The sequence below is a fragment of the Pseudomonas extremorientalis genome (genome assembly GCF_024584605.1).
Classification (GTDB): Bacteria; Pseudomonadota; Gammaproteobacteria; order Pseudomonadales; family Pseudomonadaceae; genus Aquipseudomonas; species Aquipseudomonas extremorientalis.
Window position 1 is genome coordinate 2,098,826 of record NZ_CP089519.1, and the last position, 13,003, is coordinate 2,111,828.

A 13,003-nucleotide genomic window follows, 5' to 3' on the forward strand; every position below is an offset into this window, starting at 1 on the left:
CAGCCGGCGAATCAGTCGTAGATGACTTTCTTCTTCCACTCGGCGTCGGCGTCGACCACTTTGAGGCCTTCGGTCAGTTCGTTGACTTCGTCTTCGGCCGGCTTACTGTTGGTCAGCACCGTGGAGTTGGCGCGTCCCAGTTGGGCTTCCAGGTGTTGCAGCTGTGCGCTGTAGATCACCGGCTCCGGCTGTTTGCGCAGGTACTGCACGCCACGCTCGAATGCCAGCCGCGCCTGGCCCGGCTGGCCTTGTTGCAGGGCGTGCTGGCCGAGGTTGTTGAAGAACTCGATATGCAGCAACACCAGGATATGGCGGATCTCGCGGATCCAGTGCTTGGCCTCGTTGGCCGGCAGGAAACCGTCCTGGGCCGCACGGGTGACCTGGCCGTGCAGGGCTTCGAGCAGGAAACGCACATCCTTGGCCTTGGCTTCGGTCTGGATCGGCGCGGGCGGGTTGTTCACCGGGATCGATTCGCCCTGGGCGACCAGCGTATTCAACTCGGTGATGCGGGCCTTGAGCGGCGCGCTGCCTTTGTTGAGGTTCAACAGGCGTTGGTTGACGTTGAGTTCCAGGCGGGTCAGCAACAGCTTGAGCGCCGGGGTCATCAACTGGCCAGGGAAGGTCTCGGTGATTTCACCGCAACGGCGCAGGCGATCGTTAAGCTCGATCTCGGTGCGCTTCTTTTCCAGCTTGTTGTTTTCCACCACGTGGTTCATGTAGCCAATGGCGATCAGTATTGCGATCCCGGCTATTACCAGCAGGGTGATCATGAGTGGTGTCACCGGTGTGACCTCTTTATAGGGTTTACAGTGGAGTGTAGTGACTGGGCCATCCGGCGGATAGGACTGATCGACCAGTTGCCCGGGTAGTTTGCTTCTATAGGCATAGGCGCTCCCTGCATGGATGCACATTGCCATCATTTGCTGGAGCGAACTATAGCGTCTTGTCGGGCGCCAGAATATAGGCGTCAAAGCCCGGACGCGCACAATCCCCCCATGAGCCCGAAAAGCTGGGGGAAGTCATTGATTTTAATAAATTTATCCTTGGGGGTTGACGATCTTTCAATCCGTCCATAGAATGCGCGCCACTTAACGCGTAAAGCACACAGCAAAACGCGGTTAAGCAGTGAATGTTGTACGTGTGTCCCCTTCGTCTAGTGGCCTAGGACACCGCCCTTTCACGGCGGTAACAGGGGTTCGAGTCCCCTAGGGGACGCCATTTGCGGGAATAGCTCAGTTGGTAGAGCACGACCTTGCCAAGGTCGGGGTCGCGAGTTCGAGTCTCGTTTCCCGCTCCAAGTTTAGGCAGTGTGGCTCTCGGGCGGCACTGAGTGAAACCAGGGCATGATCTTCGGATTTAACCTCTGGACACTGAAATACACACCATGTGTTTCAGTTGTGTGTCCCCTTCGTCTAGTGGCCTAGGACACCGCCCTTTCACGGCGGTAACAGGGGTTCGAGTCCCCTAGGGGACGCCATTTGCGGGAATAGCTCAGTTGGTAGAGCACGACCTTGCCAAGGTCGGGGTCGCGAGTTCGAGTCTCGTTTCCCGCTCCAATTTAAGCAGTGTGGCCCTCGGGCGGCACTGAGTGAAACCAGGGCATGATCTTCGGATCTAACCCCTGGACACTGAAATGCACACCATGTGTTTCAGTTGTGTGTCCCCTTCGTCTAGTGGCCTAGGACACCGCCCTTTCACGGCGGTAACAGGGGTTCGAGTCCCCTAGGGGACGCCATTTGCGGGAATAGCTCAGTTGGTAGAGCACGACCTTGCCAAGGTCGGGGTCGCGAGTTCGAGTCTCGTTTCCCGCTCCATATTCGACAAAAACGCCGATCAGCAATGATCGGCGTTTTTGTTTGTGCGTGATTTGTGCAGAGCCGCCGCAGGCCCGCTGCGGCAGCGTTCAATGCGCCGTCTGGGCCTCCTGCGCCGGCATGAAAAAACGCGCAAACAACTCGGACTGAGACTTGATGTTCAGTTTGTTGTAGAGGTTGCGACGGTGAACTTTGATGGTCTCTGCCGACAGGTTCAGCTTGCCGGCGATTTCTTTGTTGGAAAAACCGCTCAACAGCAACTTGAGCACATCTTTTTCGCGCGCAGTGATTTGTGTGCCCAGTTGCACGATGGCCTCTGACCAGGGTGGCGGTTCGTCCTGGCTTTTTTCCGCATCAGTCTCAAAGCACATGCGTTGATGCATCAACGCCATCACCCATGGCTTGATAATGTCCAGGGTCGCGATCTGCTGCGGGCTGTATCGCGCGTTGCTGCCGAATGAAATGCACAGCGTTCTGTCGGCGTCGAGTTGTACGTTGTACTGCACCTCATCCACGCTGATGTACTGGGCGAAATACTGGTGGTAATACTCGGTGGTCAGGAAGTGCTCCGGCGCAATGTCGGACAGATGAAAAAAGCCGCTCTGCGGGTTTTCGCGGTTGGCAATGTAGAAAGGGTCGAGCAGGTACAGCCCTTTTACGTAGCGCTGGGTCAACGCGTCCACTTCGTCCGCATCGGCGACCTCAGTCACGCTGACCACCCGTACCTGGTGGTCGCTGAAGATCAGCACGACCCAGTTGTCGATCTGGACGTATTCCTTTAGCACGCGAACCAGTGAGCTCCAGAACGCCGGTCGGTTCAGTTGCATGATCAGCGTCCCGGCCGACCGATGCCAGGCCAGGTTGTGAAGGTCGAGCGACATGTACTACCCCTTTAGGGTTAGGCATTCATGGGGCTGGGCTAAGTACTTCTAGGTATTTACTAATCGGACGTGCCGAGTATATTCACCCCTCAGCGGATGAAGGCCATGATGGCCTGTCGTTTTTGACAAGGATAGCGATATGAGTCAACCCCGTTTGCGCGCCATGTTCATGGCGGCGCTGGTCTGTGTGGGCGCGAGCGCGCCGGTCTCGGCGGCCGAACCCCGGGTCAACCTCTACAACTGGTTCGGGCTGATCGCCCCGGAAACACCCAAGGAATTCGAGCAGAAAACCGGCACCCGGATGCACATGGATGCCTTCGACAGTGCCGAGATCATGCAGAGCAAGGTCATGGCCGGGCGTACCGGGTATGACGTGGTCGTCGCCACGTCGAATGTCTTGCCCAGCCTGATCAAGGCCGGCGTACTGGCGCCGCTGGACCGCTCTCAACTGAGCAACTTCTCGCATATCGATCCGGAGATGCTGGCGCTGCTCTCCGCCAATGACCCGGGTAACCGCTACGCCGTGCCCTACCTGTGGGGCACCACCGGCATTGGTTACGACGTGGACAAGGTCAAGGCCGCCCTGGGCGAGAATGCCCCGGTGGACAGCTGGGACCTGATCTTCAAGGAAGAGAACATCAGCAAGCTCAAATCGTGTGGCGTGGCGATGCTCGATTCCCCGAGTGAAATCATTTCGATCGCCTTGCATTATCTCGGGCTGCCCAGCAACAGCCAGAACCCTGAGGATTACCAGAAAGCCCAGGCGCTGCTGCTGAAGATCCGCCCTTACGTCCTTTACTTTGATTCATCCAGAACGGATGCCGACTTTGCCGATGGCAACATCTGTGTGGTGGTGGGCTGGGCGAGCGGGGCGCTGACGGCGCAGGCCATCAATGAAAAAAACAACACCGGGCGCAAGATTGCCTACAGCCTGCCGCGCGAGGGCGGGTTGGTGTGGTCGGAAAACTTCGTGCTGCTCAAGGATGCGCCGCATGCCAGGCAGGGTCTGGCGTTTATCAACTACATGCTTGAGCCGCAAGTGATTGCCAAGAGTTCCAACCACACGCTGTACCCCAACGCCAACAAGGACGCTACCGAGTTGGTCGAACAGAAGCTGCGCGACAACCCCTGGATTTATCCGTCCAAAGAGACCATTGCCACACTGGTTCCCCTTGAACCGCTGCCCTTGAAGTTGGAGCGAATCCGCACGCGTGTGTGGACCAAAGTGAAGAGCGGCACGTGACCGGCTGAATGACCAGGCATGCCGGGCGGTTGCAGGCGTGCCGTTGAAGGAGATCAATCATGGGCCAAGCGGAATATCAGCGCGACGTGAAGTCGGACGATGACGAGGCGTACACGCAAATCGAAGAACAGATCGGCCACTGTACGCCCGAACAAGCCTGGGCCATGTATTACGTCTCGACCGGCATGGTGCGTGAGTACATTACGCGGGCGGTGATGGAGCACATTGGCCGGGGCAACCGGGCGCTGCTGCTGGAGTTCCCGGAATTGGCCCGGGCCGAAGAGAAATCCCGCTTCCTGCTGCCGCTCTAACCCCATGCCGATCAGCGATGATCGGCATTTTTGTGTGCGCGCGGGTTTGCCGCTTTGGCCAGGCGCACCGTGGCCTCACGAATTTCCGCCTGATTGAGTGAGGCAAAGCCCAGGCGCAACGCATTTTCCGGCTGGTCCATGGGCGAAAATTGCCGACCACTGCGTACGACCAGCCCATGCTCCAATGCGGTTGCCACCATCTGCTCGACGTTTATCCTTTCGTCAAAACGCACCCACAGCGCCAGCCCGCCTTCGGGTTCGCGCACCATGATCCGATCACCGAATGCCGCATGTAGACAGCCCTGCAAGGTTTCGCGGCGGGCGCGGTATTCCTTGGATACCCGACGCAGGTGTTTCTTCAATTCACCCGCGTTGATCAGGTCCGCGAGCATCTTCTGCGCCACCGCGTCGGCATCGCCCAGCATCAACGCGGCGTTGCCGTGCAGCGCTTCAATGACCGGTGTGGGCGCCACCACATAGCTGCAGCGAAACGTGGAACCGAGCGCCTTGGACAATGAGCCGACGTAGAGCACATGGCGCTGTGAGCGGTCGCTGGCCAGCGGCAGGTAGGGCCGCCCGTTGAAGTGATATTCGTGGTCGTAATCTTCTTCGATGATGCAGAAGTCATGCAGCGCCGCCAATGCCAGCAACTGTTGCCGCCGCGCTGCGTGCAGGCTCACGGTGGTGGGGAATTGGTGGTGTGGTGTCAGATAGATCATCCGCACCTTGTGCTCGCGACACAGGTGATCGATCTGGTCGGTGCGGCAGCCTTCGTCGTCGACGTCCACCGTGACCAGTTGCGCGCCCAGCTTGCGGAAAATCTCCCACGCCGGCGGGTAGCTCAGGCGTTCCACCAGCACCACGTCGCCAGGCTTGAGCAGCAGGCTGGCGCTCAGGTACAGCGACATCTGGGTGCCTTGGGTCAGGCAGATATTCTCGGCGCTGACCGTCAGCCCGCGGTTGTTGCGCAGCATTTCGGCCAGGGCGCAGCGCAACTCATAGCCGGTGCCCTCACTGCCATAGCGCACCGTATTAGAGGCGAAGCTGTTGCGCAGGGCATTGCGGTAGTGGCGGTGCAGCACGGCTTGGGGCAGCAGGCGGTGGTCACTGGTGCCGTTGTCGAAAAACAGTGCGCCATGCCGGTGCTGCAGTGCCGTCGCCTGGGCGTTCTGGGTGAAGTACGGCGCGTTCGCCTGGGCCAGGATGGGCGGTGCGAAGGACGGTTGCGCGCGATTCGGCATTGGCTTGGGCGCCAATTGCGCATTGACGAAGGTCCCGCGTCGCGGCTCGCTGACCAGCCAGCCTTTGGTCATGGCTTCTTCGTAGGCCAGGATCACGGTCTTGCGGTTGACGTCGAGCAATTGCGCCATTTCCCGCGTGCCCGGCAGCAAAGTGCCGGGCGGCAAGCGGCCCTCGACGATTGCCGTCACCAGGCCTTCGGCGATCTTGCGGTAGGACGCCTGGCTGGCGCTCTCGTCCAGCTTGAGCAGCGGCCGCCATTTACGCATCTGGACCATCTGAAGTATCCAAAACTGGAGGTTTTAATGGGCCTAGTCTACCGCAACAATCAAGCCTCACTCACCCCGAGGTTGTTATGAATACACGTCATGTCATCGAACTGTCCCCCTCGGGTAAAACCTTTGAGGCCGGTGATGAGCTGTTGCTCGATGCGATGCTCGCCAGTGGCCTGTCCGTGCCGTTTTCCTGTCGGCGCGGTGCCTGTGGATCGTGCAAGGTGGTGGTCGCAGAAGGGCAGTACCGGGCCAGGCAGTTGGCGCCGAACGCCCCCGCGCCGTGCTATCCGTTGGCGGCGAATGAAATGTTGTTGTGCCAGAGCCACGCCTGCGGCGACATGCGCCTGGAAATTCCCGGCTGGTCCCTGGACACTCCCGCGCTGAGTGTCGAGGCGCAAGTGCTGAGCAAGTGCGCATTGAGCCCTGACATCATTGAGCTGGTGCTGATGCCGGACCTGCCATTGGCGGTGCGTGCCGGCCAGTACCTCAAGTTCCGTCTGGTCGACGGTGACTCGCGGTGTTTCTCGATCGCCAACCTGCCGGCCGAAGATGACGGGCGCCTGGTCTTTCAGATTCGCCAGGTGCGCGGCGGGCTGTTTTCCGAGGCTGTTCTGGGCGACCTGGAGGCCGGCGACGTGCTGCAACTGGAGGGGCCTTTTGGTGCCTGCACCTGGCAGGACGTGAATGACAGCCCCGTAGTCCTGTTCGCCACGGGCACCGGCTATGCCGGCATCAAACCAATCCTGTTGAGCGCCTTGAAGCGCAATGTCGAGGTGACGTTGTACTGGGGCGGCGCGCAGCCGGCAGACTTCTATGACCGCGTGTTCCTGGACCAGTCCGTCATCGATCACCCGCGTTTTCACTGGCACCCGGTGCTGGCTTCGCAGGGGCGCGTGCAGGACGTTGCGCTGGGTCATGGGCATCACTGGCAAGTCGCCCAGGTGTACGCGTGCGGCAACGGCGCAATGATCCGCCAGGTCCGCGAGCAGTGCCTAGACGCGGGCTTGCCGGCTCACCGGTTTGTCGCCGAAGCCTTTGTGCCCAGTGGTGGCGCAGGCACGCAAGCGCCTACACCTGCGTTCGATCCGATCTGGGAAAAGGTCGGCCCCCGTTACTCGTTCGACGGCATGCTGGCGGCCCGTGACCAATCCATCCGCGCCCTGGCGGCCATTGCCAGCCGACTGCGGGTAGGCATGACCACCGGCGAAGCCCTCGCCATGGCCACCGAACAACTGCAGGCCATGGGCGCATCGCACACCTGGCACCCGACCTATATTCGCTTTGGCGCCGACACGGTCCGCCCACCCCGCGAAGGGATCGACCGCCAGCGCAGGCTGCGCGCCAGCGATATCGTCGTGGTTGATCTGGGCCCGGTGTGGGACGGCTACGAGGGCGACTATGGCGACACCTTCGTCTTCGGTGACGCGCCGCTGCACCTGGGGTGCACGACTGCGCTGCACGAAGTGTTCGATGAAACCCGTGACGCCTGGTTACGTGGCCTCACCGGCCGCGAACTGTATGACTTCGCCGAGCAGAGCGCCGTGGCAAAAGGCTGGAGGCTGGCGCGCAACCTCGCAGGGCATCGCCTGGCGGACTTCCCCCACGCGCTGTTCGAGAACAAGGAACTGGCGGATCTGGATATCCCGCCGAGTGAAATGGCCTGGGTGTTGGAAATCCAGCTGTGCCATCCGACCGAGCCGATCGGTGGGTTCTTTGAGGATATCCTGATGCTTGATGCCTGAAGGCATGTGTGCGATGGAGCGTTTCTCCCGGTCTTTTCCTGGAGAACGGAGTCTTCTCAAGCAGGGCTACCCGCAACCCTTTTTACGCGCAGGTGATTACCGTCGCGCATCCCGCCGGGCCGGCGCCTACGACAACCCCGTCAAAGTGATTCATCGTGACGCCGCCACGGCGCCCCGTTCTGGCGTTTAAGCATGGCTTGCGGGCTCATGTACAGCTCCACCTGTTGCAGTATTTCCACGTGGCGAAGCTTGAAGTTGCTCGTGGGGGTGCTGATCGAGCCGTGCTCGAACAGCCTGTAGAAATGGACATCGCCCTTCAGCCGAAAGTTGGCTTCTTGCTGCGCTGCTTCGAAGTCATCATCCGGTAATTGCACCAGGAAAAACGACAGCAAAGGCCAGCGTTTCCATCGTTCCTTGTCTGATCCGGCGCCGACCGCCTGGTACGCGCGCCGCATCCCGAGCACACGCTGATGGTACTGCTCGGTGCTGGTGTGTCCGGTCATTGTCAGCGACAACTGGCTGGTCAATGCGGCTTGCGTGTAATCGCTGTATTCATAGGCTTCGTACTGGATCAAGGGGCGGCCTTCGACCTCAACCCATGTAGGTCCATGACGGCCATCCCAGCCCGGACTACCCGGCGATCCGATTTCGCTGTCCGTCAGCGGGATGGTCGTGGCCGAAACACTGCGCGGTTCGAATGTGCGGGTCGAATCCGGCGCTACACCAGGCCAGTAGGAACCCAGCGCAGCACAGATACGTGCATCCTCGGTAAACGGGCTGGCCAATTGATAGCCGCACAGCACATTGGTAAACGGCGCATCCACCAAACCTCGGCCAACTTCCCAGCCAGGACCGAACACACCGCTGGCAAAATCCGGTAGCCAGGATTGTCGCTGGGCATGCGCCACCTGGGGGGTTGCACGGGATGTTGTGAAGGACTGGGGATGGGAGACGATTGCGGTGACTCCGCGATCTTCCAGGGCAAAATAATTCCCCTCAAGGGACTGATTGATATAGAAGCGCACGTCGGAGAGCGGATTGATCCGCGTATGCCACACCTCCGGGCAGGGCGGCGTCGGGCAGGGGAATACCTCGGGGTCACTGGACCACTCCTTGAGCTCCCGTTGTCCGCACAGTGGGAAAAAGTCCGGGGCACCGATGATGGAATAGGCGGCGATGCTTTCCAGCGTCAACTGCGGGCAATGCGCGCGTACCCAACCCTCCGCCATTGCGTCCTGATAGTGCAGGGCGCGATAGCCGCCAGCCTTGACCATCGCGTCGACATTCTCCAGATCATTCAGGTCTTCGATCGAACCGTCATCGCGTACACGGTGCCGCCCGTGGATCAGGCCACCCGAGTCCGGCGGCATCATGAACGACAGTGGCTGTCCTTTGTAGTAAGCCGCTTCGACCAGGGTCTGCTTGGCATCAGGCACCAGCAACCCCGGCGCGAATGCTTCGGTATCTGCCCAATGGCTTAGCCCTTGGGTAATCACGAACGGCGCGTTGAGAGTGTCAGGCTCTTGCCAGCCGGTACCACGAAAGCGCCTGTGGATCTGTCCGATCTTTTCATTGATCTGATGGTTTTCCAACTGCACCCTCAGGTCGAATCCCGCGAGGCATTCATCGCCATCAAACAGCTTGTGCAACGGTACCCAAAATGCCAGCTCCTGATCGCCAGGCTGGGTGTTCATCGGACCGAAACGCTCTGGCTGGCCAGCGCATTTTGCGGCAATAAAAGCGCCATAGCGCGCCGGAATAACGCGCATTCGATTGGGCTGGCCCTCAACGAATGGCAAGAACCCTCGCCGTATCGGATCGTAAAGCGCGTCGGCTGTTCCAACCCTTGCGACGCCCGCACGTGAAAAACACAAGTCCGCGTGGCAACGGTGCACGGTTTCAGGTTGTGGCCTGTATTCATAGGCGAACACGGCGATTGCCAGTTTTTGATCACCGAACGCCTCTAGGCTTGGTGGAGCGGCGCCGTAAACATAATTGAGCACCTGTTCGATTTCTGCAGCCGTCGGGAAAACTGTCAGTGCTTCGCCGCTGGCTCCGGTGCTTACATTCGGCGACGCGAATGCATGAAACAGCAGGCTATCAGCCGGTCGTCCAGGAGCAATGCCGTGCATTGCGCTGATGGAAAAATCTTCGAAGCCTGCCAGCGTGCGATTGATATGCAACGGTTTGGCGAGTTCTTCACGCAACGTATTTGAGGTGAGATCCAGACCATGCTGCAGCAAGAGGTCGCGCCACCCGAAGGGCGCCAGACGGGCACAAGCGCGTTCGACAGCATTGAGCAAAGACACTGCGATTCCCCCGATAGAGTCAGAGGGCAGGGTACGCAAGAACATTCGGCGCGGTAACTGACCGAACGGCTAGGTCCGCGTAAAAAAGGACCCGCCAGGCTGGCGGGTCCGGTGAGGCTCAGAGCTTCGGCAGCTGACCGATACGGCCCATCATTTCGGTGACGATCTGCAGGTCGAGCAGGAACTGGTCGACGGTCTTGAACTCGCCGTCGGTGTGCCCGGTGTACTTGACTTCCGGGCGCGCCAGGCCGAATTGCACGCCGTTGGGCAGTTCATGCACGGAGGTTGCGCCGGCGGAGGTGCCGAACTTGTGCTCCATGCCGAGGTTTTCCGTGGCGACTGCCAGCAGTGCCTTGACCCATTCACCTTCCGGGTTGCGGTACATCGGCTCGGCCACCGAGTAGGCGAAGTCCACCTTGACCTTGGCTTTCTTGTCCCAGGCGCTCAGCTTGTCGGCGATCTCGGCCTTGAGTTTCTCTGGCGACTTGCCCTTCGGCACACGCAGGTTCACCGCCAGCTTGAAGGCTTTTTCATCCAGGCCGACAAAAGTCAGCGAGGTAGTCAGTGGCCCCATGAACTCGTCGGAGAAGCCCACGCCCAACTTGCCGCCCAGGTAGTCCAGGCCCCAGTTGTCGGAGGCATACCGCGCCGCGTCTGTGATGTGGTTGTGCTTGAGGGCGATCTTGCCGTCGACGCTGTGGATCAGCTCCAGCATGCGCGCCACCGGGTTGACCCCGGACTCCGGCTCGGAGGAGTGAGCGGACACGCCGGTGACGGTCAGCTTGACGTCTTTGCCGTCGACCTTGGCGGCCACTTCAAAATCGCCGCCGTTGCGCTTGGCGTATTCGCTGCCGGCCTTTTGCAGGCTGGCGGCCAACTCGGCAGGCTTGTCGCTGACGAAGGTCGCCACCGATGCCGACGGAATCTGGTTGGTGGCCATGCCGCCGGTCATCGCGATGATTTCCGCGCCTTTGCCTTCACCCTTGCGGCGCGGGAAGGTTGCCATCACCGTGCCGTAGCCTTTCTCGGCAATCACCACCGGGTAGCCGCCATCCAGCGCCAGGTTGTATTGCGGTGTCGGGTTCTTTTCGAAGTAGTAAGGGATCGCGTCGCCGGAGGTTTCTTCGGTGGTGTCGACCAGCAGCTTGAAATTGCGCGCCAGTGGCAGCTTTTCTTCCTTGATCACCTTCATGGCATACATCGCCACGACGATGCCGTTCTTGTCATCTTCGGTGCCACGGCCGTACATGCGGTTGCCGATCAGGGTGACCTTGAACGGGTCGAGTTTGGTGCCATCTTTGAGCACCCAATTTTCCGGCGTTACCGGCACCACATCGGCGTGGGCGTGGATACCGACGACGTCGTCGCCACTGCCTTCCAGGGAAATTTCGTACACGCGGTTGTCGATGTTGCGGAAGTTCAGGTTAAAGGCCTTGGCCAGGTCCTGGAGCTTGCCGGCGATCTTGATGAATTCCGGGTTCTTGTACTGCGGCAGGCCATCCACGTTGAAGGTCGGGATTTCCACCAGCTCGCGCAGGGTTTCGAGGGCGGCTTTGCCGTACTTCACCCGGGTGTAGATGCCCAGCAGGCGATTGATTTCGTTCTGCTGGTCGGCGCTCAGGGTTTTGTTGTCGAGAAAGGCACTGATTGCCGGGCCGACGTCGCTGGTCTTGCCCAGGTCGCCTTTAGCCAGCGCGCCGAGGAAGCCGCGAAAATCGGTGACGGACGTTTCGTTGAAGTTCTTGAGAATCGCCGTGCTTTGCTCGGGCGTGATGTTGGCGAAGGCGGGGCAGGTAACAGCCGAAAGGCTCGCCGCAAACAGGGTGGCAGCCGCCAATTGCTTGAGTGGAAAGTGCATGGAGAGACGCATTCCTTTGCAGGTAGTGAGTAGGAAGTTTCTGATCGATCTGTCAGAAACATTTCCACACACTACCATTAGTCAGGTGCCTCTGGTCAATGCTGGCCAGGGTGGGGCTCGGGGTACTCAGCGGTCATGTCCAAGGCTCTGGCGTAGGGTCCATCCCACAACTGCTCGTGCAATTGCCCCACACGCTTGGCCATCGCTTCATTGCGCATCACCACTTCCAGGTTGCGCGAATTATCCAGGTAGCCACCCAGCCAATTGCTGGTGCCGACCCACGCCACCTGGCCGTCGATCTCCATGGTCTTACTGTGGATCACCCGCGCATAAGGAATGAATCCCTGCCTGGCCTCGGGCAGGGTGACGATCTTGATCTGCACGTTGGGCAGCACCGCCAGGCTCTTGAGGTAGGGCAGTTCCAGCTTGTCGGTGTTCCAGTTGGACACCATCAGCTTGATTGACACCCCACGCGCCGCCGCCGCGCGCACGGCATTGTCGATCACCGCGTAGTACGGACGGGTCTTGTCCGGTCCGTAGGACAACGGTGCGTAGTCCAGCAATTGCACGCGCACTTCCTGTTTGGCTTCATTCAACAAACGCGGCAGTTCCAGCTGCGAGTCGCCCACGCCGGGCGGGTTGTAGCGCTGCGGGCTGGCGACCAGGTAGTTGCCGGTGCGCGGTGGTTCTTTACCCGCGACGGGCAGTGGCACCGGCTGGTTGTCGGCCAAGGCCTGCTGGGCTTTCCAGTCTTGTTCGAAGATGGCCTGCACCTGCCCCACGACCGTCGGATCAGTGATGCGCAGGCCGGTTTCGTGGATGTGCTCCAGCGAGCGCCAATCGAAATTCTGGCTGCCGACAAACGCCTGCTTGCCATCCACCACCAGGTACTTGGCGTGGATGATCCCGCCGCTTACACGGGCGTAGGGCAAGACGCGAAAGGTCAGGTTGGGGATCGCGCGCAGGCGTTCCAGGGTGGAGGCCTCCGACAACTTGATGCCTTTTTCTTCGAGCAAAAAGCGAATCTTCACACCGCGTTTGCCGGCGGCTTCCAGGCGCTCGATGACACGATCCATCACCGAGCCGGGGTGATCGGCGGCGTAGAACTGGCCGATATCGATGCGGCTTTTGGCGCCGTCGAACAGTTCGCTCCATACCGGGCCGGGCTGGCGCAGGTCGTCGGTGCCGAGGGCGGTGTCCACCGGTACGGTGTGTACCAGTTCAAACCCCGGAATCGAAAAGTCCGCCTGGGCCAGCGGACTGAGGAGCAAGCCGGCAAGGCCGGCGATACGCAATTTCAAGGAGACGGACATAACACTCTCTTCACTGAT

The 13,003-nt window shown here is 60.2% G+C and carries 9 protein-coding genes and 6 tRNA genes; 9 read left to right on the forward strand and 6 right to left on the reverse strand.

The genetic code is table 11. The features are described from left to right. Positions 1 to 11 precede the first annotated feature (11 nt). Complete coding sequence (locus LUU92_RS09510; RefSeq protein WP_071489554.1) at positions 12 to 782, reverse strand: hypothetical protein; 771 nt, start codon at positions 780 to 782, stop codon at positions 12 to 14. 360 nt (positions 783 to 1,142) lie between these two features. Here LUU92_RS09510 and LUU92_RS09515 point away from each other — a divergent pair. From LUU92_RS09515 to LUU92_RS09540, 6 genes are all read left to right on the forward strand, one after another. Beyond that, positions 1,143 to 1,218, forward strand: a tRNA-Glu gene (locus LUU92_RS09515). A 3-nt stretch (positions 1,219 to 1,221) separates the two neighbouring features. Next, positions 1,222 to 1,297, forward strand: a tRNA-Gly gene (locus tag LUU92_RS09520). A gap of 104 nt (positions 1,298 to 1,401) precedes the next feature. After that, positions 1,402 to 1,477: transfer RNA gene (locus tag LUU92_RS09525), tRNA-Glu, on the forward strand. Positions 1,478 to 1,480: 3 nt separating this feature from the next. Then, positions 1,481 to 1,556 (forward strand) — tRNA-Gly (locus tag LUU92_RS09530). Positions 1,557 to 1,659: 103 nt separating this feature from the next. Next, a tRNA-Glu gene (locus tag LUU92_RS09535) sits at positions 1,660 to 1,735 on the forward strand. A 3-nt stretch (positions 1,736 to 1,738) separates the two neighbouring features. Further along, positions 1,739 to 1,814 (forward strand) — tRNA-Gly (locus LUU92_RS09540). 89 nt (positions 1,815 to 1,903) lie between these two features. Here the strand turns inward: LUU92_RS09540 and LUU92_RS09545 are convergent. Next, on the reverse strand, positions 1,904 to 2,695 hold the full coding sequence (locus tag LUU92_RS09545) for a response regulator transcription factor (RefSeq protein ID WP_071492228.1): 792 nt from the start codon (positions 2,693 to 2,695) through the stop codon (positions 1,904 to 1,906). Positions 2,696 to 2,834: 139 nt separating this feature from the next. Here LUU92_RS09545 and LUU92_RS09550 point away from each other — a divergent pair, with 139 nt between their 5' ends. Further along, on the forward strand, positions 2,835 to 3,938 hold the full coding sequence (locus LUU92_RS09550; protein WP_092247916.1) for a polyamine ABC transporter substrate-binding protein: 1,104 nt from the start codon (positions 2,835 to 2,837) through the stop codon (positions 3,936 to 3,938). 59 nt (positions 3,939 to 3,997) lie between these two features. Further along, complete coding sequence (locus tag LUU92_RS09555; RefSeq protein ID WP_071492230.1) at positions 3,998 to 4,249, forward strand: hypothetical protein; 252 nt, start codon at positions 3,998 to 4,000, stop codon at positions 4,247 to 4,249. An 11-nt stretch (positions 4,250 to 4,260) separates the two neighbouring features. Here LUU92_RS09555 and pdxR read toward each other — a convergent pair whose 3' ends face one another. Continuing rightward, on the reverse strand, positions 4,261 to 5,766 hold the full coding sequence (gene pdxR / locus LUU92_RS09560) for a MocR-like pyridoxine biosynthesis transcription factor PdxR (protein ID WP_257103510.1): 1,506 nt from the start codon (positions 5,764 to 5,766) through the stop codon (positions 4,261 to 4,263). A gap of 77 nt (positions 5,767 to 5,843) precedes the next feature. Between pdxR and LUU92_RS09565 the strand changes: the two genes are divergently transcribed. Beyond that, a complete protein-coding gene (locus tag LUU92_RS09565; protein ID WP_257103511.1) occupies positions 5,844 to 7,505 on the forward strand; it encodes a M24 family metallopeptidase in 1,662 nt (553 codons plus the stop codon). A 140-nt stretch (positions 7,506 to 7,645) separates the two neighbouring features. Here LUU92_RS09565 and LUU92_RS09570 read toward each other — a convergent pair whose 3' ends face one another. The 3 genes from LUU92_RS09570 to LUU92_RS09580 all read right to left on the reverse strand — a co-directional run bounded on the left by LUU92_RS09570 (position 7,646) and on the right by LUU92_RS09580 (position 12,985). Beyond that, entirely contained in the window at positions 7,646 to 9,814 is a 2,169-nt protein-coding gene (locus tag LUU92_RS09570; protein ID WP_257103512.1) for a hypothetical protein, read from the reverse strand. 118 nt (positions 9,815 to 9,932) lie between these two features. Next, complete coding sequence (locus LUU92_RS09575; RefSeq protein WP_071492234.1) at positions 9,933 to 11,672, reverse strand: dipeptidase; 1,740 nt, start codon at positions 11,670 to 11,672, stop codon at positions 9,933 to 9,935. A 95-nt stretch (positions 11,673 to 11,767) separates the two neighbouring features. Beyond that, positions 11,768 to 12,985 (reverse strand): phospholipase D-like domain-containing protein, encoded by a 1,218-nt coding sequence (locus LUU92_RS09580; RefSeq protein WP_222541348.1) that lies wholly within the window; start codon positions 12,983 to 12,985, stop codon positions 11,768 to 11,770. Positions 12,986 to 13,003: the final 18 nt, after the last annotated feature.